Origin of the sequence: Kitasatospora sp. NPDC005748 (genome assembly GCF_040630735.1) — a bacterium.
In the GTDB taxonomy this organism is placed as follows: domain Bacteria; phylum Actinomycetota; class Actinomycetes; order Streptomycetales; family Streptomycetaceae; genus Kitasatospora.
In genome coordinates, this window is sequence record NZ_JBEXYD010000044.1 from 1 (window position 1) to 24,155 (window position 24,155).

At 74.8% G+C, this 24,155-nt stretch carries 20 protein-coding genes and 1 pseudogene; 14 read left to right on the forward strand and 7 right to left on the reverse strand.

From position 1 onward, the window contains the following. Nucleotides 1–1,613: restriction endonuclease (locus tag ABZ495_RS26380; RefSeq protein ID WP_359838416.1), on the forward strand; the 1,613-nt coding region annotated here is incomplete at its 5' end. Between the two features lie 276 nt (nt 1,614–1,889). Next, a complete protein-coding gene (locus ABZ495_RS26385) occupies nt 1,890–2,681 on the forward strand; it encodes a ZIP family metal transporter (RefSeq protein WP_352288042.1) in 792 nt (263 codons plus the stop codon). Nucleotides 2,682–2,753: 72 nt separating this feature from the next. On the opposite strand, the gene ABZ495_RS26390 is transcribed toward ABZ495_RS26385, so the two are convergent. Then, nucleotides 2,754–3,659 (reverse strand): LysR family transcriptional regulator, encoded by a 906-nt coding sequence (locus ABZ495_RS26390; protein WP_352288039.1) that lies wholly within the window; start codon nt 3,657–3,659, stop codon nt 2,754–2,756. Nucleotides 3,660–3,765: 106 nt separating this feature from the next. Between ABZ495_RS26390 and ABZ495_RS26395 the strand changes: the two genes are divergently transcribed. After that, nucleotides 3,766–4,707: an EamA family transporter gene (locus tag ABZ495_RS26395; protein ID WP_359838449.1), complete on the forward strand. Its 942-nt coding sequence runs from the start codon at nt 3,766–3,768 to the stop codon at nt 4,705–4,707. Here the strand turns inward: ABZ495_RS26395 and ABZ495_RS26400 are convergent. Then, nucleotides 4,598–5,224, reverse strand: coding sequence for a MarR family transcriptional regulator (locus ABZ495_RS26400; RefSeq protein WP_359838418.1), 627 nt, complete (start codon nt 5,222–5,224; stop codon nt 4,598–4,600). The genes ABZ495_RS26395 and ABZ495_RS26400 overlap by 110 nt on opposite strands. A 176-nt stretch (nt 5,225–5,400) precedes the next feature. Between ABZ495_RS26400 and ABZ495_RS26405 the strand changes: the two genes are divergently transcribed. Next, nucleotides 5,401–5,745, forward strand: a complete 345-nt coding sequence (locus tag ABZ495_RS26405) for a DUF2218 domain-containing protein (protein WP_359838420.1) — start codon at nt 5,401–5,403, stop codon at nt 5,743–5,745. A 52-nt stretch (nt 5,746–5,797) separates the two neighbouring features. Beyond that, entirely contained in the window at nt 5,798–6,133 is a 336-nt protein-coding gene (locus ABZ495_RS26410) for a hypothetical protein (RefSeq protein WP_359838422.1), read from the forward strand. A 293-nt stretch (nt 6,134–6,426) separates the two neighbouring features. Here ABZ495_RS26410 and ABZ495_RS26415 read toward each other — a convergent pair whose 3' ends face one another. Further along, nucleotides 6,427–7,065 (reverse strand): phosphatase PAP2 family protein, encoded by a 639-nt coding sequence (locus ABZ495_RS26415; protein ID WP_359838424.1) that lies wholly within the window; start codon nt 7,063–7,065, stop codon nt 6,427–6,429. Nucleotides 7,066–7,571: 506 nt separating this feature from the next. After that, a complete protein-coding gene (gene gabT / locus ABZ495_RS26420; RefSeq protein WP_359838425.1) occupies nt 7,572–8,927 on the reverse strand; it encodes a 4-aminobutyrate--2-oxoglutarate transaminase in 1,356 nt (451 codons plus the stop codon). Between the two features lie 300 nt (nt 8,928–9,227). Between gabT and ABZ495_RS26425 the strand changes: the two genes are divergently transcribed. The 3 genes from ABZ495_RS26425 (at nt 9,228) to ABZ495_RS26435 (ending at nt 14,657) form a co-directional block, all read left to right on the forward strand. After that, nucleotides 9,228–11,240, forward strand: coding sequence for an ATP-binding protein (locus ABZ495_RS26425; protein ID WP_359838427.1), 2,013 nt, complete (start codon nt 9,228–9,230; stop codon nt 11,238–11,240). Between the two features lie 136 nt (nt 11,241–11,376). After that, on the forward strand, nt 11,377–12,945 hold the full coding sequence (locus ABZ495_RS26430; RefSeq protein WP_329487724.1) for a PucR family transcriptional regulator: 1,569 nt from the start codon (nt 11,377–11,379) through the stop codon (nt 12,943–12,945). Between the two features lie 269 nt (nt 12,946–13,214). Then, nucleotides 13,215–14,657, forward strand: coding sequence for an aldehyde dehydrogenase family protein (locus ABZ495_RS26435; RefSeq protein ID WP_352288023.1), 1,443 nt, complete (start codon nt 13,215–13,217; stop codon nt 14,655–14,657). A 122-nt stretch (nt 14,658–14,779) separates the two neighbouring features. On the opposite strand, the gene ABZ495_RS26440 is transcribed toward ABZ495_RS26435, so the two are convergent. After that, on the reverse strand, nt 14,780–15,445 hold the full coding sequence (locus ABZ495_RS26440) for an NAD(P)H-binding protein (protein ID WP_329487722.1): 666 nt from the start codon (nt 15,443–15,445) through the stop codon (nt 14,780–14,782). Between the two features lie 68 nt (nt 15,446–15,513). On the opposite strand from ABZ495_RS26440, the gene dxr reads away from it, so the two are divergent. The 5 genes from dxr to ABZ495_RS26465 all read left to right on the forward strand — a co-directional run bounded on the left by dxr (nt 15,514) and on the right by ABZ495_RS26465 (nt 21,062). Next, nucleotides 15,514–16,758 carry a 1-deoxy-D-xylulose-5-phosphate reductoisomerase gene (gene dxr, locus ABZ495_RS26445; RefSeq protein ID WP_359838429.1) on the forward strand — a complete coding sequence of 415 codons (1,245 nt, stop codon included), beginning with the start codon at nt 15,514–15,516 and terminating at the stop codon, nt 16,756–16,758. A 54-nt stretch (nt 16,759–16,812) separates the two neighbouring features. Further along, nucleotides 16,813–18,117 carry a M50 family metallopeptidase gene (locus ABZ495_RS26450; RefSeq protein WP_359838431.1) on the forward strand — a complete coding sequence of 435 codons (1,305 nt, stop codon included), beginning with the start codon at nt 16,813–16,815 and terminating at the stop codon, nt 18,115–18,117. 140 nt (nt 18,118–18,257) lie between these two features. Then, nucleotides 18,258–19,418: a flavodoxin-dependent (E)-4-hydroxy-3-methylbut-2-enyl-diphosphate synthase gene (gene ispG / locus ABZ495_RS26455; RefSeq protein ID WP_329487719.1), complete on the forward strand. Its 1,161-nt coding sequence runs from the start codon at nt 18,258–18,260 to the stop codon at nt 19,416–19,418. Between the two features lie 137 nt (nt 19,419–19,555). Further along, nucleotides 19,556–20,431, forward strand: a complete 876-nt coding sequence (locus ABZ495_RS26460) for a GNAT family N-acetyltransferase (protein ID WP_359838451.1) — start codon at nt 19,556–19,558, stop codon at nt 20,429–20,431. A gap of 55 nt (nt 20,432–20,486) precedes the next feature. Next, the gene (locus tag ABZ495_RS26465) at nt 20,487–21,062 is read left to right on the forward strand and encodes a GNAT family N-acetyltransferase (RefSeq protein WP_329487718.1); all 576 of its coding nucleotides are present in this window, start codon (nt 20,487–20,489) and stop codon (nt 21,060–21,062) included. On the opposite strand, the gene ABZ495_RS26470 is transcribed toward ABZ495_RS26465, so the two are convergent. Next, complete coding sequence (locus tag ABZ495_RS26470; protein WP_359838433.1) at nt 21,035–21,952, reverse strand: aminoglycoside phosphotransferase family protein; 918 nt, start codon at nt 21,950–21,952, stop codon at nt 21,035–21,037. The genes ABZ495_RS26465 and ABZ495_RS26470 overlap by 28 nt on opposite strands. Before the next feature lie 130 nt (nt 21,953–22,082). Next, nucleotides 22,083–22,556, reverse strand: a pseudogene (locus tag ABZ495_RS26475) (ferritin-like domain-containing protein); the annotation flags it as partial. Between the two features lie 1,001 nt (nt 22,557–23,557). Between ABZ495_RS26475 and rimP the strand changes: the two are divergent. Then, nucleotides 23,558–24,124, forward strand: a complete 567-nt coding sequence (gene rimP, locus ABZ495_RS26480) for a ribosome maturation factor RimP (protein ID WP_329487716.1) — start codon at nt 23,558–23,560, stop codon at nt 24,122–24,124. Nucleotides 24,125–24,155: the final 31 nt, after the last annotated feature.

Here is a 24,155-nt window from a genome sequence, read left to right on the forward strand (position 1 = left end):
CCTCCCGCGCGGGGCGGCCCGCACCGCCCGGAGCGGCCGGCCCCGCGGGGCCGGCTGGGCCGCCGGGCCCGGGGGGCCCGCCGGGGCGCCGGGGCCCGGCCGACCGGGCGGCCGACGGTCATGGCGGCCTGACCGGCCCGGAGGGCGCGGACGAGGCGGTCGCCGTGCACACCCGGGCCGCCGCGCTGACCCACCACCGGTCCGTCACCGTCCGGGCCGAGCACGAGCGGCTCGCGGACCTCCTGCGGCGGGCCGCGCTGCCCGTCTCGGCAATGGACTTCGAGAGCCAGCTCCGCCACTACGAGCCGAGGCCCTACCCGGCCACCGGCCCGGGCGGCGGCGAGGCCGACGCCGAACCGCGCTGGGCGGACTACGCGCCCGAGCGGCCGGCCGGGGCCGACCCCGACGAGCCGCCGACCCGGCGACTGCTGGACTCCGGCTTCCAGCGCGAGCTGGCCCAGGCCCGGCTCACCCACCAGCGTGCCCTCCGGGAGTGGCGCACCCGGCGGGCCGGGGCCGACCGCCCGGCCGAGGATGAGTCGCGGCGGGTCCACGAGCAGGCCGAGCAGGCCAGGGCCCGCGCGGTCCGCGAGTACAACGAGACCCTGGAGGAGTGCCGGCGGGCGTACCGGCTGGCCGAGCCGGCCGCGGTCGAGTCCCTGCTGGAGCGGGCGCTGGCGGCCGCCGAGACGGCCACCCAGGACGTACCCGCGCCCTGCCGGGCGGTCTTCCGCCCGCTCACCCGCACCGCCGTGCTCGACCTCGACCTGCCGTCCCTCGACCTCGTGCCGTCGCTGACCGGGTACCGGCTCGCCCCGGACGGCGAGATACTCCCGGTGCCGCGCCCGCCGGCCGACCGGGCCACCGACTACCTGCGGCTGGTCGCCCGGCTGGCCCTGCGCGCGCTGCAGGCCGCCGATGCCGTCGACACCGACGAGATACTGGCCGGGGTGGTGCTGAACGGCTGGCTGCGCGAGTCCGCCGGAGCGGAGCCGCTCTGCCTGGTGAGTGTGGACGCCGACCGCGACGCCCTCGCCCGGACCAGGCTGCTGCCGGCGGCCGCCCCCTACGAGGACCACGACGGCGAGGGCGTCTACGCGGACGCCGAACAGGACGAGGCACTGGTCCGGCTGCGCCAGCTCGGCGCCGCCGTGACCCCGGACCCCTACGCCAGGGCGGGCGTCGAACCGGCCGCCCTGGCGGGCGCCACCGTGCCGTCCGCGCCGGACCTCTCGGCGAACGAGTTCGCCCACCTGGTCCGCGAACTGCTCACCCGCGGCGGGCTGGAGCAGTGGAGCGTACGACTGCGCGGCCCGGCGGGCCTGGTCGCCACCGGGGAGGGGGCGGCGGGCAGCGCGCTGCCCGGGCGCTGGGTGGTCTGGGCCTCCCGCGGGTCCGGGGCGGTGGGCGAGGAGGAGATCAGGACCTTGGCGGAGGCCGTCCGCGAGGAGTCCGCCGAGCGCGGTCTGCGGCTGACCACCGGCCGGTTCACCGACGAGGCGCTCGACCTCACCGGCGAGGACGGGCACCAGCACATCCATCTGGTCGACGGCGACGGCGTGCGGGAGCTCGCCCGCGCCCACCTCGGGCTGCCGCTCGCCTCCGGTCACTGAACGGGCCCGGCCGGGCCGCGAGTCCGACGGGTGCCCGGGTGCTCTCGCGGCTCACCCTCACGGACCGTCCGGCGGGCGGCGCCCCGGGCACCGGGCGAGGCTGGGGGGCACCGGCACCGGGGCGTTCCCGGCCCGGGGCGTTCGGCACCGTTCGGCGGTCGGCCCCGGCGAGCCACCGGGGCACGGGACGCCCGGGACGCCCGGGGGTTGCTCGGGACGCTCAGGACACGGGGGAGGCGAGGGGATGCGTACGGTCTCCGGTACGGGGGAGGTGGGATGACCGCGATCCTGGTCGCCGCCGGCGCTTTCCTGATGACGCTCATCGGTGGCTACGTCGCCCAGCGCACCGGTGACCGGCGCCATCTGGTGCTCGGGTTCGCCGCCGGGCTGATGCTCGGGGTGGTGGCCTTCGACCTGCTGCCGGAGGCGCTGCACCAGGCGCCCGGGGAGATCCACGGCGTCCCGCAGGCGCTGCTGATGTTCGCGGCCGGGTTCCTGGCGATCCACGTCGTCGAGCGGGCGGTCGCCATCCACCGCGGCCACGAGGGCGAGTACGCCGCGCACACCCACGGCCACCAGCACGTCCACACCCATGCGCACGCCCAACCGGCGGTCGCCGAGGGAACGTCCGCGCCGGGGATCGGGCTGACCGCGGCGCTCGCCCTGGTCGGCCACAGCGTGATGGACGGCTTCGCGATCGGCGCGGCCTTCCAGGCCGGGACCACCGTCGGGACGGTGGTCGCCGTCGCCGTGGTGGCCCACGACTTCGCCGACGGCTTCAACACCTACACGATCACCCGGCTGTACGGGAACGACCGCCGGCGGGCGCTGACCCTGCTCGCGGCCGACGCGCTGGCACCGGTGACCGGCGCCGCGATCACCCTGCTGTTCACCATCCCCGAGCAACTGCTCGGCCTCTACCTCGGGTTCTTCGCGGGCTTCCTGCTCTACCTGGCGACCTCCGACATCCTCCCCGAGGCGCACAGCCCGCACCCCTCGCGCGCCACCCTGCTCTGCACCATCCTCGGGGTGGGCTTCATGTGGCTGGTGATCGGGTTCGCCGGCTGAACAGCCGGAGCCGGGCAGCCCGGGCGGCCGCACACCCGGCCCGGCGGACCCTCACCCGGGCCGGGCCCGCGCTCACGCCGCCAGGGCGGCCCACCGGTCCCGCATCGCGGCCAGCGCCTCGGTGATCGCCGGCCGCCGGGAGGCCTGGGCGCGCCAGAGCGCGAACACCCGCCGGGCCGGCTCCGGCACGACCGGCCGGGCGACCACCCCCGGCGGCAGGGCGCCCCGGCCGAGCCGCGGCACCAGCCCCATCCCCAGACCCGCCGCGATCAGCGCGATCTGGGTCTCGAACTCGCCGACCTGGTAGCGCACGTCGGGCTCCTCGCCGACCTCGCGCAGCGTGCGGACCAGCCAGTCGTGGCAGATGTTGCCCGGCGGCACGCTGATCCAGCACTGCCCGCGGAGCCGCTCCACCGGGACCACGGCCTCCCCGGCCAGCGGGTGCGCGGCGGGCAGCAGCAGGTCCACCGGATCCGGGCCGAAGTCCAGCCGGACCAGGCCCTCCTGCACCGGCAGCGGCACGGTCGGCCAGTCCTGGACCAGCGCCAGGTCCACCTCGCCCCGGGCCACCAGCTCGGCCGCCGGGTACGGGTCGCTCTCCAGCAGCCGGACGTCCAGGTCGGGGCAGCGCTCGCGCAGGTCGGCGAGCGCGCCCGGCATCAGTCCCCGAGCGCCGGTGGCGAAGGCGGCCACCAGGAGCCGCCCGACCGCCCGGCCGCGCTGCTCCTCCAGCCGCACCTGGGCCTGTTCCACCAGGCCCAGCACCGCCTGCGCGGTGACGGCCAGCTCGCGGGCGGCGTCGGTCAGCACCACGCCCCGGCCCTGACGCTCCAGCAGCACCGTCCGGGTCTCGCGCTCCAGTTTGGCGATCTGCTGCGAGACCGCCGACGGCGTGAAGCCGAGCGAGGCCGCCGCCCCGCCCACCGAACCGTGCACGGCCACCGCGTGCAGCGCCCGCAGGCGTCCCAGATCCATCATGCAGCAATGCTAAAGGCCGCCCTTCAGAATTCATCGCTGGTGCTACACGGTCGGTGGCGGCCATCCTCGACCCATGACCGCAACACCGGCCGCCCCCGGCGGCAGCATGAGACCGCGTCACATCGCGCTGGCCGTCCTGGTCGCCGCCGTCTGGGGCCTCAACTTCGTCCTGATCCACGTCGGCCTGGAGAACTTCCCGCCGCTGCTCTTCTGCGCCCTGCGCTTCGCGGTGGTCGCCGTCCCGGCGGTCTTCTTCGTCGGCCCGCCCCGCGTGGCGTGGCGGTGGGTCCTCGGGGTCGGCCTGGTGCTCGGGGTGGTCAAGTTCGGACTGCTCTTCCTCGGCATGCACGCCGGGATGCCGGCCGGGCTCTCCTCGCTGGTCCTGCAGGGCCAGGCGGCCTTCACCGCACTGTTCGCCGCCGTCCTGCTGGGCGAGCGGCCCGGCCCGCAGCGCCTGGCCGGCCTCGGGATCGCGCTCGCCGGCATCGGACTGAGCGCCGTCGACCACGGCGTCGGCGGCCCGGTCGGGGCCTTCGTCCTGGTCGTCCTCGCCGCCGTCGCCTGGGGGCTGTCCAACGTGCTGACCCGCAAGGCCGCCCCGCGCGACGCGCTGCGCTGGATGGTCTGGGTCAGCGCCGTCCCGCCGCTGCCGCTGCTCGGGCTCTCGCTGCTGGTCGAGGGCCCGGCCGCCGACCTGCGGGCACTGCGCGACCTCACCCCGGCCGGACTGGGCGCGATCGGGTACGTCGGACTGGTCTCCACCCTGTTCGGCTTCGTCGCCTGGAGCTTCCTGCTGCGCAGCTACGACGCCACCACGGTCGCGCCCTACTCGCTGCTGGTCCCGGTGTTCGGGATGTCCTCCGCCTGGCTGCTGCTCGGTGAGCGGATCGGCCCGGTGGCCGGCTGCGCGGCGCTGCTGGTGATCGCCGGGATCGGGATCACCGCGCTGCGCCCGGGGGCGCTGTCCGGCGCGGCGGCATGGTGGCCGCGTACGCGCTCTCGGCGGAGCGCAGCGCTCGCAGCAGGGCGTCCTGGTCGGCCGGGTTGATCGGGCCGAAGTACTCCTGCGCCACCTCGTGCCGGACCTGCCCGATCCGCTCCACCGCCGACCGGCCGGCCGTCGTCAGCACGATCCGGACGGCGCGCCGGTCGGCCGGGTCCGGGGTGCGCTCGACCAGCCCCGCCTCCTCCAGCGCGTCCACCACGGTGGTGGCCGAGCGGGGGGCGATGTGCAGCCGCTCCGCCAGGTCGCCCAGGCGCATGGCGCGGTCCGGCAGCTCGCAGCCCGGGGCGTGCGCGAGGGTGCGCAGGGCGCGGCCCTGACCGGGGGTGATGCCGAAGGGCTCCAGGCGCTCGCTGGTGAGGCGGCGGATCCGCTTGATCGCTCTGGTCATCGCGTCGGCGAGCTCGGCGGTCGTGTCCTGGGCCGCGGTGTCCTGGGCCGCGGTGTCCTGCACTGCGGTGCCGTCCGGCGCGACGGTGAGGTCCGGGGCCGCGGCGCCGTCCCGGGCGGTGCCGGGGCCGGTGGAGGAGCTCCCCGCGTCGTCGGTCGGCGTGGTGGTCATGGGGGCTCTCCTCGGCAGGTGTCGACCAAGGGTATCGGCCGGTCCGGGGGCGGGAGCAGGGCAGGACGCGCCGCCGCCGAGGGCTCCGTAAAGTTGTTGAGTCTGGCTCACTATCTGGGTTAGCTTGGTTCCGAGTGAGGGCAACCTAAGTTCCCTCCCGTGATTCTGGAGGGCCCGTGCCCCGTTCCGAAGCCCGCGTCGCCACCGACCGGTCCGCCCGCTACGCCAAGCAGCTCGCCGCCCACATGGGGCGCAAGATCGAAGCCGACTGGTCGGAGGAGACCGGTCGCGGCACCCTGACCTTCGGTCGCGGCACCGCCACGCTGGAGGCCGCCCCCGACGCCCTGCTGCTCACCGTCGAGGGCGAGACCGAGAACCTGCCGGGCCTGGAGGACGTGGTCGGCCGTCACCTGGTCCGCTTCGGCGCCCGCGACGAGCTGGTCGTCAGCTGGCAGCGCGACAACGGCGAGCCCGGCCTCGTCCAGCGCAACGACGCGCCCGCCGAGCCCGCCGAGGGCTAGCTGACGGTCCTCGATCAGGACGGCCACCCGCACCTGCACCGTCCCCGTCGGGGTGCCGGTCGTTTTCCCGCTGGTGAACCTGTTCGGCGAGTCCGCGGACTGCCTGGAGTTCATGAACGCCGCCAAGGGAAGCGCCACCCTGGACGGACGCTCCCTGACCCCCGAGGAGCTCGGTTCCACCCCGATCCGGATGAACCCGCGGAAGGGCAACCCGTTCACCACCACGGCGGGCCTCCTCAACACCTGGTCCTGCGGCCTCTGGGTCCGGCTGGGCCCCCTCGCCCCCGGCAGCCACGCGCTGAGCCTGCGGGGCGAGTCAGGCACCTTCTCCACCTCCGTGGACTACCGCCTCCAGGTCGCCCGGCCGACCCCCACCAACGCGGTCTGACTGTTCATTAGTTGCGGCATGGGGAGCGAGGACGGCCGCCGACCGTGAGCCGAGGGGACCTGCCCAGCTGGCCTGGTGCACCCCGAACTCCGTGTGTCGCCGAAAACTCACTGTCCCGGTCGCCTGGAGTGGCCGGGAATTGCCTTCTCGGGGCATGCCTGAACTGCGGTGAATCCTTCAGCAGGTCGTCGGTCATCACATAGAGCGCGGCCGCGAGGGAGTCCAACTCTGTCTTCACACAGTGACGGTGCACTCCCTCCCATACGCGCAGGCGATCCCTCGGAATCGATCATCTAGGGGTGGCGCCGGGAGTCGCGGCCGTTCCGGGCCGGTGGCAGCCCGGCGAGCGCCCGGAGCACCAGCCCGCCGAGGCACCAGCCGGCCACCACGTCCAGCAGCCAGTGGTAGTCGCTCCACACCAGCCCGAGGCCGACGCCGGCCGCGAGCAGGGCGGCGGCCGCGTACAGGCGGCGGCGGGCGCGGGCGCCGGCGGTGCGGGCCAGCAGGAACGCGGCCACCCCGTAGGAGAGGGTCGCGGTCGCCGTGTGGCCGGACGGGTACCAGCCCCACTGGTCCGGCGCCAGGGGCATCCCGAACGGCCCCGGCCGGGCGAGCGCGGCCTTCGCCGGGATGACCAGCAGTGGGATCAGCCCGGCTGTCAGCACCGCGATCAGCGCCGGCAGCCACGGGCGCGCCGCCCCGGCCCGGCGGGACCGCCAGGCCGCCGATGCCCCGGCGGCCAGCAGGACCGGGATCGCCGGGACGGAGCTTCCGAGGTCCGACAGGGCTTCGCCGAGATGGTTGAGCAGCGTGCTGTGGAGGTCGTGCCGGGTCTCCCGGACGCCGTGCCGGACCCAGCGGTCCAGTCCGAGCAGCGGCCCGTCGACGGCCACTTGCCAGGAGATCAGCACCAGCACGGTGGCCAGCGCCATCGGCAGGGCCGCCGATCCGGCCGGGCCCGCCAGGCGCTCCGGAACGCGAAGTGGCCGCCCCGGAGCAGGGGGGAGAGCTCCGGGGCGGCTCTGATGATCGCCGTTCCGCGCGCCCCGGGGGGTATGGGTCGGACGGTCGGTCGATCGGCCTTCGGTGTGCGCCGGCCCTTGCGGGTCGGCCTGGTTGTCCTCGCGGGCGACCTGCGGATCCGCCGGTGGGGGCGGCGCCGCGGACGGGTCCGCCAATGGCTGGGGCTCGCTGTCCATCTGTCATGACACTACGTCAACGGCTACGGCGCACTGAGGAGCTTCAGCGATTCAGCACAGCATCTTCACCCCTGGTGGGCGGTGCGGCGGCCCGCCCCGCACACCCGGACGAAACCGCCCGTAGCGACCGAACGGCCCGTGCGGACGAGGTGTCCGCACGGGCCGTTCGATGCTGTCCGGAATCCCTCCGGCGGGTCGGTGTCACCCGGTCACGGGCGGCCCGGTGGGGGCGCCGCCGCTCAGACGGTGGCGAAGGCGTTCTCCAGGATGTCCAGGCCCTCGTTCAGCAGGTGCTCCGGCATGACCAGCGGCGGCAGGAAGCGCAGCACGTTGCCGTAGGTGCCGGCGGTCAGGACCACCAGGCCCTCGGCGTGGCACGCCTTGGCGATGGCCGCGGTGGCCTCCGCGTTCGGCTCCTTGCCACCCGGCTTCACCAGCTCCACGGCGATCATCGCGCCGCGGCCGCGGACCTCGCCGATCCGCACCGAGTCGTGGTGGGCGAACTTCTCCTGCAGGGCCCGCAGACGGCCGAGCATGATCTCGCCGATCCGCTGCGCCTTGCCGTTGAGGTCCTGCTCCTTCATGGTCTCGATGGCACCCAGCGCGGCCGCGCAGGCCACCGGGTTGCCACCGTAGGTGCCGCCCAGGCCGCCGGCGTGCGCGGCGTCCATGATCTCGGCGCGACCGGTCACCGCGGCCAGCGGCAGACCGCCGGCGATGCCCTTCGCGGTGGTGATCAGGTCCGGGACGATGCCCTCGTCGTCACAGGCGAACCACTGGCCGGTGCGGCAGAAGCCGGTCTGGATCTCGTCGGCCACGAAGACGATGCCGTTGGCCTTGGCGTACTCCACGATCGCCGGCATGAAGCCCTTGGCCGGCTCGATGAAGCCGCCCTCGCCCTGGATGGGCTCGATGATGATCGCGGCGACGTTCTCGGCGCCGATCTGCTTGTTGATGATGTCGATCGCCTGGGCGGCGGCCTCGGCGGCGCAGTTCTCCGCGCCGGTCAGCCAGCGGTACGGGTAGGCCACCGGCACCCGGTAGATCTCCGGCGCGAACGGACCGAAGCCCTGCTTGTACGGCATGTTCTTCGCCGTCAGGCCCATCGTGAGGTTGGTGCGGCCGTGGTACCCGTGGTCGAACACCACGACGGCGGTGCGCTTGGTGTAGGCGCGGGCGATCTTCACCGCGTTCTCGACCGCCTCGGCGCCCGAGTTGAACAGCGCGGTGCGCTTGTCGTGGTCGCCCGGGGTCAGCTCGTTCAGCTGCTCGGCCACGGCCACGTAGCCCTCGTACGGGGTCACCATGAAGCAGGTGTGGGTGAAGGCGGCCAGCTGCTCGGTCGCCTTGGCCACCACGGCCTCGGCGCTGTTGCCGACGTTGGTCACGGCGATGCCGGAGCCGAAGTCGATCAGCGAGTTGCCGTCCACGTCCTCCAGCACGCCGCCGTTGGCACGGGACACGTACACCGGCAGGGTGGTGCCGACGCCGGCCGCCACCGCACCCAGCTTGCGGGCCTGCAGCTCCTGCGACTTCGGACCGGGGATCGCGGTGACCAGGCGGCGCTCCTGCGGGAGCGGCGTTGCGGCGCTCATGGGTTTCTCCAGACTTCTCGGCTCGGTGCTTCGCAGGCTACGGCGGCCCTCCCCGGCCGGGCATGCGCCACTCGGTAGCACTGGGCCGTCCGACTTGTCCGGGGCGGCCAGCGCAGGGAGTGCGACTACCGGCAGCCCACGCTCCACTACATTGAGCGCGGGCGTGTCGCCGGTGCGGCGGCATGGGTATGGCGGGACCGACGGTGGTCGGGCCGGGCGGGCGAGGGAGCGGGGCCGTACATGGGACTGGACGGGGCACGGGGCCACGGCGAGCGGACCGCCGCCGCACCTGCGACACCCATGCCGCACCAACGTCCCGGCCGCCCCGCGGCACCCCCGCCCTTCGACCTCGCCGCCTGGGTCGCCGCCCCCCGCCCCGACGCCGCCCCCGGCGTCTACCGGCAGGGCTACGACCAGGTCGACCCCCACCGGGCGGACGACGCCAAGGTCCCGACCTGGCCCCTGCTGCTGAGAGCGGGGCTGAACGCGGTGGTGGGGTGGCTGGCGTTCCTCTACGGCACGCAGCTGGTGCTTCGTCTGATCGTCCTGACCGTGTGGGTGGAGCACCCGTCGGGGACGGCGGTCACCGTCGTGGGCCTTTCGGTCAACGTGCTCGTGCTCGCTGTCGTGATCAAGGTGTTCGGCCGGATGGGCCGCTGGCCGGAGGTGTGGCGGCGGTACGTGGCGCCGTTGATGGCGCGCACGGTGACCACGGAGGAGCCCGCCGAGGAGGGTGTGGCGGCGCAGGCCGAGTGGGCGCGTGACCCGTGGGCGGCGCTGCGGCTCGGCGGGGCGGCCGCGGCGGCGGGCCGGCTGGACGGCGAGCCCGTCGGGGACGTCGACTACGTGCGGATCCAGCGGGCCTGGGAGTCGGCCCAGGCCGACCCGGTGTTCGTGCCGGCCTTCGTCGAGCAGGTGGCCGCCCGGGGCGCGGCGGCGTTCGCCCACCCCTCCGAGGCGCGCGAGCTGGCCGGGCGGGAGGAGCAGCACGATCTGCTGCTGGGCCAGGTGCGGCTGGGCACGGCGCAGGACGTGCCGAAGAACCCGTTGACGCACCGGGCGGCCGGTTTCGCGCTGGATCCGTCGCTGCTGGGCACCTCGTTGCTGGCGGTCGGCCCGGCGGGCACCGGGAAGACCGCGCGGCTGGCCCGGCCGGTCGCCGAGGCGCTCTGCCTCCAGGCGCTGGCCGGTACGGCGTGCGCGGTGGTGATCGGCGCGGCCGACGCGGAGCTGGGGCCGGACGCCTGGTACGACGTGGTGATCGCGCCGGGGGACCGGGGCTCGGCGTACGGGCTGGACCTCTACGGGGCGGTGCAGGATCCGGACGAGGCGGCCGCCCGGCTGGCCGAGGCGCTGCTGCCGGACGAGCTGACGGCCCGGGCGGAGACCGCCCGGACGGCGCTGCAGCAGGTGGTCGGCCCGTTCCGAGCCGGGTTCGGCCGCTACCCGGCGGTGCGTGAGCTGCGGGCGCTGCTCGGTGGCGAGCCGGAGGCCTTGGAGGCGCTGGTGAAGGCGCTGCGCGCGGCGGGCCGGCTGGCGGCGTACGAGCGGGACCTGGAGTACCGGGAGCGCCAGCGCGGCCGGGCGGACGACCCGGGGGCGCTGCTGGCGGACCGGCTGGCCCTGCTGGACCGGCCGGCCTTCGAGGGGGCGTTCGCGACCGACGGTACCGGTCGGCCGCCGTTCGCGATGCGGGTGCTGGACCACCCGCTGCGGGTGCGGGTGAAGCTGCCCGAGCGCAGCCACCCGGAGGCGGCGCGGATGCTGTCGCGGCTGCTGGTGGGTCAGTTCGTGCAGGCCGCGGCGGCCCGGGAGGACCGTTCGCTCTTCGCCGGCCTGGTGGTGGACGACGCGTCGACGGCGTTGGACGCGCACATCGTCCGGGGGCTGCAGCGGCTGCGCGCGGCCAACGCGGGCGCCGTGCTGTTGCTGCGGACCCTGGTCGATCTGCCCGAGGCGCTGCGGGCGCCGCTGTTCGGGGCGGTCGGCTGCCGGATGGTGTTCCCGGGGATCGCGCCGTGGGACGGCCGGATGTTCTCCGAGGCCTGGGGCACGCACCTGGTCCGGGAGACGGCGGTGACGCACGCGCCGGACACCTCGGGCGGGCTGGTCCGCCGGGCCGGGCGGCTGGGGCGCAAGGCGCTGTCGGGGACGACGGCGCAGACCGAGTCGGTGACCACCCGGGACGTGGAGCGGCTGCGCTGGTCGCCGTCGGACCTGGCGCACGCGTTGCCGGCGGGCCATGCGGTGATCTCGCTGACGGCGGTCTCGGGCGAGCAGGTGCCGCCGCTGCTGGTGGACCTACGGGGCTGAAGCTCGCCTCCGAGGTGGATTCGGCAGTGCCGGTTGTCCGGAGCGTCCATAATGAGGGGAGAGACCCCCACCAGACTCCCCAGCCCTCTCCTCGCCCGGCCGCAACGGCGCGGTCAGGTCGTCCCCCGAAGGTGCCATGCCTCCCACACTCGCCTCCGTCGTCCGCAACACCTCGCTCCATCTGACGGTCCTCGCCGGTGCGGACCACCTGGAGCGGCCGGTCCGCTGGGTGCACACCAGTGAGCTGGACGACCCGACGCCCTTCCTCGAAGGCGGTGAGCTGCTGCTCACCACCGGGATCAAGCTGGGCCGCACCGCGGCCGGGTTGCAGGCGTACGTGCACCGGCTGGCCGACGCGGGCGTGGTGGGGCTGGGCCTCGGTGTCGGCCTGTCGCACACCGAGGTGCCGCAGCCCCTGGTGGACGCGGCCGCCCAGCGCGGGCTGCCGCTGCTGCGGGTGCCGGAGCCGACGCCGTTCATCGCGATCAGCAAGGTCGTCTCGGCGGCCCTGGCCGCCGAGCAGTACGAGGCGGTCACCACCAGCTTCGAGGCGCAGGAGGAGCTGACCCGGGCGGCGCTCGGCAAGGACGGCACCACGGCCGTGGTGCGCCGGCTGGCGGCGCGGCTGGGCGGCTGGGCGGCGCTGTACGACGGCTCGGGCGCGCTCTCGGTGGTGGCCCCGGACTGGGCGGCTCGCCGGGCCGGCCGGCTGGCGGCCGAGGTGGACCGGCTGCGCCGGCGCCCGGCGCCGTCGAGCGCCGCGCTGCAGGGGCGTTCGCCGGGGATAGACACCGCGGACGAGGACTACGTGGTGGTCCAGTCGCTGGGGGCGGACCGCCGGGCCCGGGGCTTCCTCGCGGTCGGCACCGAGGACCGGATCACCCCGACCGAGCGGTACGTGCTGAACGCGGCGGTGGCGCTGCTGACCCTCACCCTGGAGCGCTCGCGCGAGCTGCGCCAGGCGGAGGAGCGGATGGGCGCGGCGCTGCTGCGGATGGTGCTGGCGGGCGAGGTGGCGACCGCCCGGCAGGTGGCGGCCGGGCTCTTCGGCGGTCTGCCGGAGGGGACGGTCCGGGTCATGGTGGCCGGTGCCGGCCAGGGAGTGGACGCCACGGAGGCGCTCGGCGAGCTGGGCGACCGGGCCGAGCAGGCCGGCGCCCGGGTGGGGGAGAAGCTGCTGGTGGCGCGCGAGGAGGGCGGCACGCACGGGCCCCGGCTGATGGTGCTGGCGCTGGACAACGGTGCCGTGCACCGGGCCTGCCTGGGGGCGGTGGAGGAGCACGAGGGCCTGTCGCTGGGGGTCTCGGCGCCGGCCGCGCTGGAGGAGGCGGGCACCGCGAACGCGCAGGCCGAGCGGGCGCTCGCGGTGGCGCTGCGCGGCGGCCGCCGTGCGGTGGACCACGAGGAGGTGGGCGCCGGCTCGCTGCTGCCGCTGCTGGGCGAGGACGCGGTGACGGCGTTCGCGGAGGGGCTGCTGCGCCCGCTGCGGGACCACGACCGGACCGCCCGCGGCGACCTGGTGGCGTCGCTGCGCGCCTGGCTCTCCAGACACGGCCAGTGGGACGCTGCCGCCGCCGACCTGGGCGTGCACCGGCACACGCTGCGCTACCGGATGCGGCGGGTCGAGGAGTTGCTGGGCCGCTCGCTGGACGACACCGACGTCCGGATGGAACTCTGGCTGGCCCTTCGCTCCGGCGAAGAGTAGGCGAGGAGCAGCGGAGCAGCGGAGCAGTAGCCGAGCAGCGCAGCAGTGGCGGAGCAGCCGAGTAGCGGGCGACGCCCGCCGGGCGGCTGCTCCGCCCACCCGGGCGGCGGAGCACCGGAACCCGGCCCGTCCGCTGGACGGGATGGAGTGAGCGCGAGGGCGAACGCTACTCCGTGGCCAACCCGGTCGGCGCGCCGCCGCCCCTACCCTCGGTTCTGGTTCCACGTCCGTGGGGCCGTGAGGACGACGAGGAGAGGGCCGGTACCACGGTGACCACCACGTACGATTTCTGGCTGGCCGGCCGCCGGGCGAGCGGCGACGCCGACTTCGAGGTGCACAACAGCTGGGACGGCCGCCTGGTCGGCAAGGTCAGCGTCCCCACCGAGGCCCAGGTCGAGGAGGCGCTGGACGCCGCCGTGGCCGCGCTGCCGGTGTTCGCCGCGACCCCCGCGCACGTCCGTGCCGCCGCGCTGGACCACGTGGCCAAGCGCCTGGCCGAGCGCACCGAGGAGATCGCCCAGCTGATCACCGCCGAGAACGGCAAGCCGATCAAGTGGGCGCGCGGCGAGGTCGGCCGTGCCGTCTCCGTCTTCCGCTGGGCCGCCGAGGAGTCCCGCCGGACCAACGGCGAGACCATGCGGCTGGACACCGACCCGGGCGGCGTGGGCCGTTTCGCGGTGGTGCGCCGGTTCCCGCGCGGCGTGGTGCTGGGCATCGCCCCGTTCAACTTCCCGCTGAACCTGGTCGCCCACAAGGTCGCCCCGGCGATCGCTGTCGGCGCCCCGATCATCCTCAAGCCGGCTCCGGCCACCCCGCTCTCCGCGATGGTGCTGGGCGAGATCCTGGCCGAGACCGACCTGCCGGCCGGCTCCTGGAGCGTCCTGCCGGTGCCGAACGACCGGATGCCCGCGCTGGTGCAGGACCCGCGTCTGCCGGTGATCTCCTTCACCGGTTCGGACAAGGTCGGCTACCAGATCATGGACTCGGTGCCGCGCAAGCACACCACCCTGGAGCTCGGCGGCAACGCCGCGGCCGTGGTGCTCGCCGACTGGTCCTCCGAGGCCGACCTCGACTGGGCCGCCACCCGGATCGCGATGTTCGCCAACTACCAGGGCGGCCAGTCCTGCATCTCGGTGCAGCGGGTGATCGCCGACGCGTCGGTGTACGACGCGCTGGTGGAGAAGGTGGTGGCCAAGGTCGAGGCGCAGGTCACCGGCGACCCCAACGACGACGCCACCGACGTCGGCCCGCTGGTCGACGAGAACGCCGCGAAGCGGGTGGAGTCCTGGGTGGACGATGCCGTGGCCAAGGGCGCCAAGGTGCTCACCGGCGGTACCCGTGAGGGCGCGACCTTCGCCCCGACCGTGCTCGCCGAGCTGCCCGCCGACGCGATCCTGGCCAAGGCCGAGGTGTTCGGCCCGGTGCTGTCGCTGCACCGGGTGGACGGCACCGACGAGGCCTTCGCCGCCGTCAACGACTCCGCCTTCGGCCTGCAGGTCGGTGTCTTCACCCGTGACCTGCAGACCGCCTTCCGCGCCCATCGGGAGCTGGAGGTCGGCGGTGTGATCATCGGCGACGCGCCGTCCTACCGCGCCGACCAGATGCCGTACGGCGGGGTCAAGGACTCCGGCGTCGGCCGCGAGGGCGTCAAGTACGCGATGGACGACTACACCGTGGAGAAGGTCCTGGTCCTCACCGGCCTCGACCTCTGATCCCGAACGATCCCGAACGATCCCGAAGGGCTCCCGGCACGCCGAGGGGCCCGAACGGCCCGAGGGGCCGGGTACCGCCGCGCTGCGGCGGTACCCGGCCCCTCGGCGTGTCCGGGGGAGGTTCAGACCCGGCCGGCCGCGGCCGCGACGGCCTCCGCCACGGAGGCGTTGCCGGCGACCAGCTCCAGCGTCTGCCCGGCGGTGCCCGCCTCGTGCAGCAGCTCGGCCAGCACCGCCGCCACGTCGGCGCGGTCCACCGCGCCGCGTTCGACCGAGGGGGCGAGCCGGACCAGGCCGGTGCCCGCGCCGTCGGTGAGCCGGCCGGGGCGCAGCACCGTCCAGTCGAGCGCGGTACGGGCGCGCACGGCGTCGTCGGCGGCGCCCTTGGCCCGCAGGTAGGTCTCGAAGACCGGGTCGGCCGGGTAGTGCGCCTGGGCGTCGGCGCCCATCGAGGAGATGATCAGGTAGCGCCGGACCCCGGCGAGTTCGGCGGCGTCGGCGAGCAGGACGGCCGCGTCGCGGTCGACGGTGTTCTTGCGGTCGGCGCCGCTGCCGGGGCCGGCGCCGGCGGCGAAGACCACGGCGTCGGCGCCCGCCAGCAGCCGGGCGAGTTCGGGGGCGGTGGCGCTCTCCAGGTCCAGCAGCAGCGGCTCGGCTCCGGCGGCGGCCAGGTCCCCGGCCTGTTCGGGGCGGCGGATGAGGCCGGCGGGGCGGTCGCCGCGCTCGGCGAGCAGCCGTTCGAGCTTGAGCGCGATCTGTCCGTGGCCTCCGGCGATGACGGTACGCATGGCTCCGACGGTAGCGGGGACGCGTCCCGGCGTCCTGTGGAGTCCGGCCGGCAGGACACAATGGGCGCATGACTTCGCTCGCCCACCCGCAGCTGCGCTTCACCCCCGTGGTGAAGGACCCCTCCGCTCCCCGGGAGCTGGTGATCCTCGGCTCGACCGGTTCGATCGGCACCCAGGCCATCGACGTGGTGCGCCGCAACCCGGACCGGTTCCGCGTGGTCGCCCTGTCGGCGGCCGGCGGGCGGGTGGAGCTGCTGGCCGAGCAGGCCCTGGAGCTGGGCGTGCACACCGTGGCGGTCGCCGACCCGGCGGCCGAGCCCGCGCTGCGCGAGGCGCTGGCCGCGAAGGCGGCGGGGCGTCCGCTGCCCGCCGTGCTGGCGGGCCCGGACGCGGCCACCGAGCTGGCCGCGATGGAGTGCCACTCGGTGCTGAACGGCATCACCGGGTCGATCGGCCTGCGCCCGACGCTGGCGGCGCTGCGGGCGGGCCGGGTGCTGGTGCTGGCGAACAAGGAGTCGCTGATCGTCGGCGGTCCGCTGGTGAAGGCGGTGGCGAAGCCCGGGCAGATCCTGCCGGTGGACTCCGAGCACGCCGCGCTGTTCCAGGCGCTGGCCGGCGGCACCCGCGCCGAGGTGCGCAAGCTGGTGGTCACGGCGAGCGGCGGCCCGTTCCGCAGCCGGACCCGCGAGCAGCTGGCGGGGGTGACGCCGCAGGAGGCGCTGGCGCACCCGACCTGGGCGATGGGGCCGGTGGTGACGATCAACTCGGCCACCCTGGTCAACAAGGGCCTGGAGGTGATCGAGGCGCACCTGCTGTACGACGTGCCCTTCGACCGGATCGAGGTCGTGGTCCATCCGCAGTCGGTGGTCCACTCGATGGTGGAGTTCACGGACGGCTCCACGCTGGCGCAGGCCAGCCCGCCGGACATGCGGATGCCGATCGCACTGGGGATGGGCTGGCCGGACCGGATCCCGGACGCGGCGCCCGCCTGCGACTGGACGAAGGCCGCCACCTGGGAGTTCTTCCCGCTCGACGACGAGGCCTTCCCGGCGGTCCGGCTGGCCCGCGAGGTGGGATCGCTCGGCGGGACGGCGCCGGCGGTGTTCAACGCGGCGAACGAGGAGTGCGTGGAGGCCTTCCTGAAGGGCCGCCTCGCCTTCACGGGAATCGTGGACACTGTTGCCAAGGTCGTGGCCGAGCACGGACAGTACGACAGCGGGCGGGCCGCGGCGGGAACTTCTCTGACCGTCGAGGACGTCCTGCACGCGGAGGACTGGGCCCGCGCCCGGGCCCGCGAGCTGGCGTCGGGCTGACGGCTCCGGCGGACGACCGGACGACGAGCGGAGCGCAATGACGGAGGGCCTGCGGTGGCAACGGTTTTGACGGTGGTCGGCATCCTGGTCTTCGCGATCGGGTTGCTGATCTCGATCGCCTGGCACGAGCTCGGCCACCTCTCCACGGCCAAGCTGTTCGGCATCAGGGTGCCGCAGTACATGGTCGGGTTCGGTCCGACGGTCTGGTCCCGGAAGAAGGGCGAGACCGAGTACGGCGTCAAGGCGATCCCGCTGGGCGGGTACATCCGGATGATCGGGATGTTTCCACCCGGCGCGGACGGGCGGATCACCAAGCGCAGCAGTTCGCCCTGGCGGACCATGATCGAGGACGCCCGGGAGGCCTCCTACGAGGAGCTCCAGGACGGTGACGACAGCCGGCTCTTCTACACCCGCAAGCCGTGGAAGCGCGTCATCGTCATGTTCGCCGGGCCGTTCATGAACCTGATCCTGGCCTTCGGGCTCTTCCTGACCGTGATGATGGGCTTCGGCGTCTCGATGACGGTGCCGACCATCGGCACCGTCGCGCAGTGCGTGGTCAAGGCCGGCCAGCCGACCGACAGCTGCCCGGCCGACGCGCCGAAGACCCCCGCCGCCCAGGCCGGGCTGCGGCCGGGCGACAAGGTGGTCTCCTTCGACGGCGACCGGATCGGCGACTACGACCAGCTCCAGGCGGACATCCGCCGTTCGGCCGGGAAGACCGTGCCGGTGGTGGTCGAGCGCGAGGGGCAGCAGCTCACCCTCACCCCGACCATCGCCGTCAACGACGTCCAGAAGTACGACGGCAACGGCATGCCGGTCAAGGGCGAGACGGTGCAGGCGGGCTTCCTCGGCTTCACCCCGACCAGCGGTGTCGTCCGGCTCGGCGTCGGGCAATCCCTCGACCGGATGTACGACATGGCCGAGAGCGGTGTGAAGTCGCTGGTGGCCCTGCCGGGCAAGGTCCCGGGGCTGTGGAACTCGGTGGTGGACGGCGCCCCGCGCGATGTCGACTCGCCGATCGGCATGGTCGGCGCCGCCCGGGTCAGCGGCGAGGTCTTCTCGCTCGACATCCCGGGCACCCAGCGGATCGCGTACTTCGTGAACCTGCTGGCCGGCATCAACCTGTCGCTCTTCCTGTTCAACATGCTGCCGCTGCTCCCGCTGGACGGCGGCCACATCGCCGGCGCCCTGTGGGAGTCGGTGCGCCGCCGATTCGCAAGCCTGTTCAAGCGGCCCGACCCCGGTCCGTTCGACGTCGCCCGGCTCATGCCGCTGGCCTACGTCGTGGCCAGCGTCTTCATCGGGTTCACCCTGCTCGTCCTGGTCGCCGACCTGGTCAACCCGGTCAAGATCAGCTAGTCGCCCGGTACGGCTGGTGTGCCCGGGGCCACCACCGTGCCGTACCGTTGGGGGCCGGGTGCGCGTTTCATCGGCGCGCCCGGCCCAGGCCGTCGAACGGCCGGACCGACCACACCTCAACCCCGGGGAACCCTGCGCACATGACCGCGATCTCGCTCGGTATTCCGTCCCTGCCGCTCAAGCCGCTCGCCAAGCGCCGAGTCTCCCGGCAGATCATGGTCGGCAACGTGCCGGTCGGCGGCGACGCCCCCGTCTCGGTGCAGTCGATGACCACCACGGTGACCTCCGACATCAACGCCACGCTGCAGCAGATCGCCGAGCTGACGGCGTCGGGCTGCCAGATCGTGCGGGTCGCCGTACCGTCCCAGGACGACGCCGACGCCCTGCCGATCATCGCGAAGAAGTCGGGCATCCCGGTCATCGCGGACATCCACTTCCAGCCGAAGTACGTGTTCGCCGCGATCGACGCCGGCTGCGCCGCGGTCCGCGTCAACCCGGGCAACATCAAGGCCTTCGACGACAAGGTCGGCGAGATCGCCAAGGCCGCCAAGGGCGCCGGCGTCCCGATCCGGATCGGCGTCAACGCCGGCTCGCTGGACAAGCGCCTGCTGGAGAAGTACGGCCGGGCCACCCCCGAGGCGCTGGTCGAGTCCGCGCTCTGGGAGTGCTCGCTCTTCGAGGAGCACGACTTCCGCGACATCAAGATCTCGGTCAAGCACAACGACCCGGTCGTGATGATCAACGCCTACCGCCAGCTCGCCGCGGCCTGCGACTACCCGCTGCACCTCGGGGTCACCGAGGCCGGTCCCGCCTTCCAGGGCACCATCAAGTCCGCGGTCGCCTTCGGCGCGCTGCTCGCCGAGGGCATCGGCGACACCATCCGGGTCTCGCTGTCGGCCCCGCCGGCCGAGGAGATCAAGGTCGGCAACCAGATCCTGGAGTCGCTCGGCCTTCGCCAGCGCGGTCTGGAGATCGTCTCCTGCCCGTCCTGCGGCCGCGCCCAGGTCGACGTCTACAAGCTCGCCGAGGAGGTCACCGCCGGCCTGGAAGGCATGGAGGTGCCGCTGCGCGTCGCGGTCATGGGCTGCGTCGTCAACGGTCCGGGCGAGGCCCGCGAGGCCGACCTCGGGGTCGCCTCCGGCAACGGCAAGGGCCAGATCTTCGTCAAGGGCGAGGTCATCAAGACCGTCCCCGAGTCCAAGATCGTGGAGACCCTGATCGAGGAGGCCCTCAAGCTGGCCGAGCAGATGCAGGCCGAGGGCGTCGAGTCCGGTGCGCCGACCGTGACCGCCGCGGAGTGACCGGCGGGCAGTAGTTTCCGGAAGCGGGGCCGTCCGTGCGCGGACGGCCCCGCGGCCGTAGCCGGGTGGGGCCACGGAGTAGGGTGCGGCCAGAGTCGTCTCAGTGAGGTGCTGTCTCGATGCTCGATCGAGGTGTGATGCTCCCCAGCTCGTTCCAGGCCGTCCGCGCCCTGGCGACCACGCGCGTCCTGGAGGCCTCCGACCTCGCGGACACCCTGGCGGTGCTCCGGCGCGATCCGGTCGCCAACGCCTTCGTCGCGACCAGGGTGGAGGCCGTCGGGCTGGACCCCTGGCGCCTCGGCGGCGAGATGTGGGGCTGGTACGACGAGCGCGGTGAGCTGGACGCGCTCTGCTACGCCGGCGCGAACCTGGTCCTCGTGGACGCCGGCCCGCAGGCCGTGCAGGCCTTCGCCGAACGGGCCCGCCGCCAGGGCCGCCGCTGCTCCTCGATCGTCGGCCCGGCCGAGGCCACCGCCGCCCTCTGGGCCCTGCTGGAACGCAGTTGGGGACCGGCCCGCGAGGTCCGCGCCCACCAGCCGCTGCTCGCCACGGCCGTGCCGTCCGCCGAGATCGCGCCCGACCCGCTGGTACGGCGGGTGCGGCGGAGCGAGATCGAGTCGCTGATGCCGGCCTGCGTGGCGATGTTCACCGAGGAGGTCGGGGTCTCCCCGCTGGCCGGTGACGGCGGGCTGCTCTACCAGGCCCGGGTCGCCGAACTGATCTCCACCGGGCGTTCGTTCGCGCGCTTCACGGAGGACGGCCAGGTCGTCTTCAAGGCCGAGGTGGGGGCCGTCACCGAGGGCGCCTGCCAGATCCAGGGCGTCTGGGTCGACCCGGCCCACCGCGGCCGCGGCCTCTCCGAGACCGGCATGGCCGCCGTCCTGGACATCGCCCTGCGCGAGGTCGCCCCGGTGGTCTCGCTCTACGTGAACGACTACAACCTGCGGGCCCGCGCCGCCTACCGCCGGGTCGGCTTCCGCGAGGTCGGGGCGTTCATGAGCGTGCTGTTCTGAGCTCCTTGCCGCCTCCGCCCGCGTGGGGGGCCGGACGGGTAGTAACGTCCGGGGCATGGATCAGCTGACCGGGGTGACGATCGAGGCCATCGACCTTGCGGCATGGGCTCCGCAGGCGCTCGACGTCCAGGCGGTGGCGTTCGGGCTGACCCCCGAGGAGGTCCTGGTCCGGCTGCACATCGTCGGGCGGCACGCCCAGCAGCCCGGGGTGATCGCGCTGGGCGCGCTCAGCGGCGGCCGGCTGGTCGGCTTCGGTTACGGCATGCCGAACCGCCGGGAGCACTGGTGGAGCACCGTGATCCAGCCCTATCTGGAGGCCGGCGGCCACGGTGCGTGGCTGGACGAGGTCTTCGCGATCACCGAACTGCACGTGCTGCCCGAGTTCCAGGGGCAGGGCATCGGCTCCACCCTGATCAGGACCCTCTGCGCGCGCTCCGGGCTGTCGCGCACCATCCTCTCCGCGATCGACGCCGAGACGCCCGCCCGCCGGCTCTACCGCTCGCTCGGCTACCGGGACCTCGCGCGGGCGGTGCACTTCCCCAACACCGAGCGCCTGTACGCGGTGATGGGCGCGGAGCTGCCGCTGCGGGGGACCGGACCGGCTCAGAGCGCGCCGGCGAACTCCAGGTAGAGCTCGGCGTCCTCCCGGCGGCCCGCGGCCAGGGCGCGCAGACCGAGGTCGGCCGCCCGGAACAGCGTCCAGCCGCGCAGCCGGTCCCGGTCCACGTCCAGGGCGTCCGCGAGCTGGTGCAGCCGCCGGCGGACGGCGGCGGGGACGCCCGGGGAGCCGACCAGGGTGTCCGCCCGGTCCAGGGCCAGCCGGGCCAGGTCGTAGGCGCGTTCGCCGACCAGCGGCCGGGGGTCGATCGCGAGCCAGGGCGCGCGGTCGGCGGCGAGCACGTTGCCGTGGTGGAAGTCGCCGTGCAGCAGCACCTCCTCGTCGGCCGAGGCGCAGAGCCCCTCGGCGGCCGCCAGCGCCTCGGTGACCAGCGGGGCGGCCTCGGCGGCGCCCGGCAGCGCGCCGCGCCGGCGCAGCCCGGCGGCGGTCGTGGCCGTCCGGTCGGCGAGGGTGGCGAAGCCGTGGTCGCCGGGCGGCTCCACCCAGAGCCGGTGGAGCAGGCTGGTGGCCTCCAGCATCGCCTTCGGCTCGGCCAGCGAGCGCAGCGGGATGTCGCCGTGCAGCCGCTCCAGCAGCAGCGACCCCTCGGCGGGGTCGGCGGCCAGCAGCAGGACGGCGCCGCGGCCGGCCCACTGGGCGAGGGCGGCGTGCTCCCGGTCGGTCTCCGGGGTGACCAGCCCGGTCTTGAGGACGGCGGGGCTCAGGTCGTCGCGGTGCACGTAGGCGATCAGGCTCAGACTGCCGCCCGGGTCGGCCACCCGCTCCAGGGTGAGGTCCCAGCGTGCGAGCCCGGCGCCGACCTGGGCCGGCAGGCCCGTGAGCCAGTGCCGGCCCTCCTCGTCCGCGCCGACGCTGCGCGCCAGCCATGCGGGGACGGTGATCTGCCCTGGTGCTCCCGACATGCCGGCCTTCCGGTTGTGCTTCCCCCGTGGTGCTACCCGTCCATTGTCGGCCATGGCGGTGAAACCGCAGGTCAGCGATTCGAGGTGGCAGCGGTGGCGGCGCGTCCGCAGGTCAGGGCGGTGCCGGGGGTCAGGCGGCCGGGCCGGCGGGGTCGGGGCCGGCGGTGGCGGGGCCCGTCGTGGCGGGCGTGCCGGCGGGGTCGGGCAGGCCGGGGAACGCGGCCGGGGCGGCGCCCCAGCGGCGGGCGCGCAGCGCGCAGTCGCGGAGCGCGTCCGCGGCACTGCCGCGCTGCGGGGCGGCGACGGCGGCGACCAGGTCGGCGTAGACCGCGGTGAGCCGGCTTTCGAGGTGCGCGGCCAGCCGGCCGGCGCCGGCCGCGTCGGTGACGGCGAAGGGCAGCTGGTAGCCGGCCGCCGCCGCGCCCGGGGTGGCCCCGGCGCCGCCGAGCAGCCGTTGCCAGGCGTCCCGCCGGGCCTGGTGGGCGGCCAGGGCGGTCCGCGCTTCGGTGCGCTGCTGGTCCTCCGGGAGCCGGGCGCCGACCACGCCGTAGCCGTAGATCGCGGCGTGCTCGGCGGCCAGCGCGCCCTGGAGGGCGGTGAGCGCCTCCGGGGCGGTGCCCGCCGTGCCTCCGGAGGCGGCGGGGGAGGCGGCGGGGGAGGCGTCCGGGGAGGCCGGGGCGGTGCCGGACGGCGTGGCGGGCCCGCCGGGCGGGTCGGTGGGCCCGGGCAGCGGGGCGGCGGCCGGAGCGGTGTCGCCCAGGGCGACGGCGTGCAGCACCCCGGCCGCGGAGACCGAGGCGAGCAGCCGGGCCAGCCCGGGCGAGGCGGCGCCGAGGTCGGCGAGCCGGGTCTGCGCGGTCTGCCGCTCCAGCGCGGCGAGCGCGGCGACGGTGGTCACCGTCGGGGCCGGGGCGGTGGCGGACGACGACCCGGGGGATCCCGAGGGGGACCCGGACCCGCCGGCGGACGGCGACAGGGACGTGGACTGCGACAGGGACGGGGAGGCGGAGGGGGCCGGGAGCCCGGCGGCCAGGGCGGCCCGGTGCTGGAGCACCTCGGCCCGCAGCGGCTGGAGCTGCCCGGCCTGCCCGGCCCCGGCCCCGGCCAGCAGGGCGTCGTACCCGGCCAGCAGCGCGTCGGTGGCGTCGACGGCACGCAGCCGGACCGGCTCGTCCGGGTCGGGCCGCCGGTGCTCGCCTCCGCCCGCGCCGCCCTCGTCGGGGGAGCCGGTGCAGGCGGCGAGGGCGCCGCCGGTGGCGAGGAACAGGCCGAGGGCCAGCAGGGTCCGTCGGCTGGGCGGCTGCATCGCGGTCACTCCGGGGCGTGTGCGGGAGGACGGCCTGCGTGCCCTCGTTGGCGTGAATGATTACAGAATCCTCACGGGTCCGGCCCCGGATTCCCAGGCCCTGGACCACGTCCCACCGGTGTGACCTTGCTCGCAGTGGGTGGCGCCCGGGCGCCCGCACGTGGTCCGGAATCGGTGGTTGGCGACTTCACCGGATAGGATTTGGGCCGAGCTGCCGCGACCCGGCCTGCGCCCGAGCGGCGCCGGACGGCGCGGTGCGCCCTCTGACAACAGCAGACGCGGCCGAGGAGTCCACCCGGATGAGCACCACCCACATCGACCGGCTGCGTGCGTTGCTGGAGCCGTTGGCCGCCCAGGCGGGCCTGGACCTGGAGGACGTCAAGGTCACCCAGGCCGGCAGTCGCCGCCAGGTGCAGATCGACGTGGACGCCGACGGCGGCGTGGATCTGGACGCCATCGCGGAGTTCAGCCGGGTGGTCGGCGAGGCCCTGGACACCTCCGACGTGATGGGCACCGGCGCGTACGTGCTGGAGGTCGGCTCGCCGGGCGCGGAGCGCCCGCTGGTCGAGCCCCGCCACTGGCGCCGGGCCGAGGGCCGGCTGGCCGCGATCCACCTGGTCGACGGCGGGGAGATCGTCGCCCGGGTGCTGGAGGCGGACGAGGACGGCGCGCTGGTCGAGGTGCAGCCGGTGAAGGGCCGCGGCCGGCCCAAGGAGCGCCGCCTGGAGTACACCGAGGTGTCCCGAGCACGCGTCCAGGTGGAGTTCAACCGCAAGGACGACGAGCTCCTCGACCAGGCCCAGGACTTCGTGGACGACGACTCGGCGGACGACGGCGCCGAGGAGGGGGACGACGGTGCGCAGTGACGACCTGCCCACCGACCGCACCATGACGAAC

Coding starts and splice junctions, on each gene's coding strand:
- ABZ495_RS26385 (WP_352288042.1), top strand. CDS start 1,890: ATGACCGCGATCCTGGTCGCCGCCGGCGCTTTCCTGATGACGCTCATC.
- ABZ495_RS26390 (WP_352288039.1), bottom strand. CDS start 3,659: ATGATGGATCTGGGACGCCTGCGGGCGCTGCACGCGGTGGCCGTGCAC.
- ABZ495_RS26395 (WP_359838449.1), top strand. CDS start 3,766: ATGAGACCGCGTCACATCGCGCTGGCCGTCCTGGTCGCCGCCGTCTGG.
- ABZ495_RS26400 (WP_359838418.1), bottom strand. CDS start 5,224: ATGACCACCACGCCGACCGACGACGCGGGGAGCTCCTCCACCGGCCCC.
- ABZ495_RS26415 (WP_359838424.1), bottom strand. CDS start 7,065: ATGGCGCTGGCCACCGTGCTGGTGCTGATCTCCTGGCAAGTGGCCGTC.
- gabT (WP_359838425.1), bottom strand. CDS start 8,927: ATGAGCGCCGCAACGCCGCTCCCGCAGGAGCGCCGCCTGGTCACCGCG.
- ABZ495_RS26425 (WP_359838427.1), top strand. CDS start 9,228: ATGCCGCACCAACGTCCCGGCCGCCCCGCGGCACCCCCGCCCTTCGAC.
- ABZ495_RS26430 (WP_329487724.1), top strand. CDS start 11,377: ATGCCTCCCACACTCGCCTCCGTCGTCCGCAACACCTCGCTCCATCTG.
- ABZ495_RS26440 (WP_329487722.1), bottom strand. CDS start 15,445: ATGCGTACCGTCATCGCCGGAGGCCACGGACAGATCGCGCTCAAGCTC.
- dxr (WP_359838429.1), top strand. CDS start 15,514: ATGACTTCGCTCGCCCACCCGCAGCTGCGCTTCACCCCCGTGGTGAAG.
- ispG (WP_329487719.1), top strand. CDS start 18,258: ATGACCGCGATCTCGCTCGGTATTCCGTCCCTGCCGCTCAAGCCGCTC.
- ABZ495_RS26460 (WP_359838451.1), top strand. CDS start 19,556: ATGCTCCCCAGCTCGTTCCAGGCCGTCCGCGCCCTGGCGACCACGCGC.
- ABZ495_RS26465 (WP_329487718.1), top strand. CDS start 20,487: ATGGATCAGCTGACCGGGGTGACGATCGAGGCCATCGACCTTGCGGCA.
- ABZ495_RS26470 (WP_359838433.1), bottom strand. CDS start 21,952: ATGTCGGGAGCACCAGGGCAGATCACCGTCCCCGCATGGCTGGCGCGC.
- rimP (WP_329487716.1), top strand. CDS start 23,558: ATGAGCACCACCCACATCGACCGGCTGCGTGCGTTGCTGGAGCCGTTG.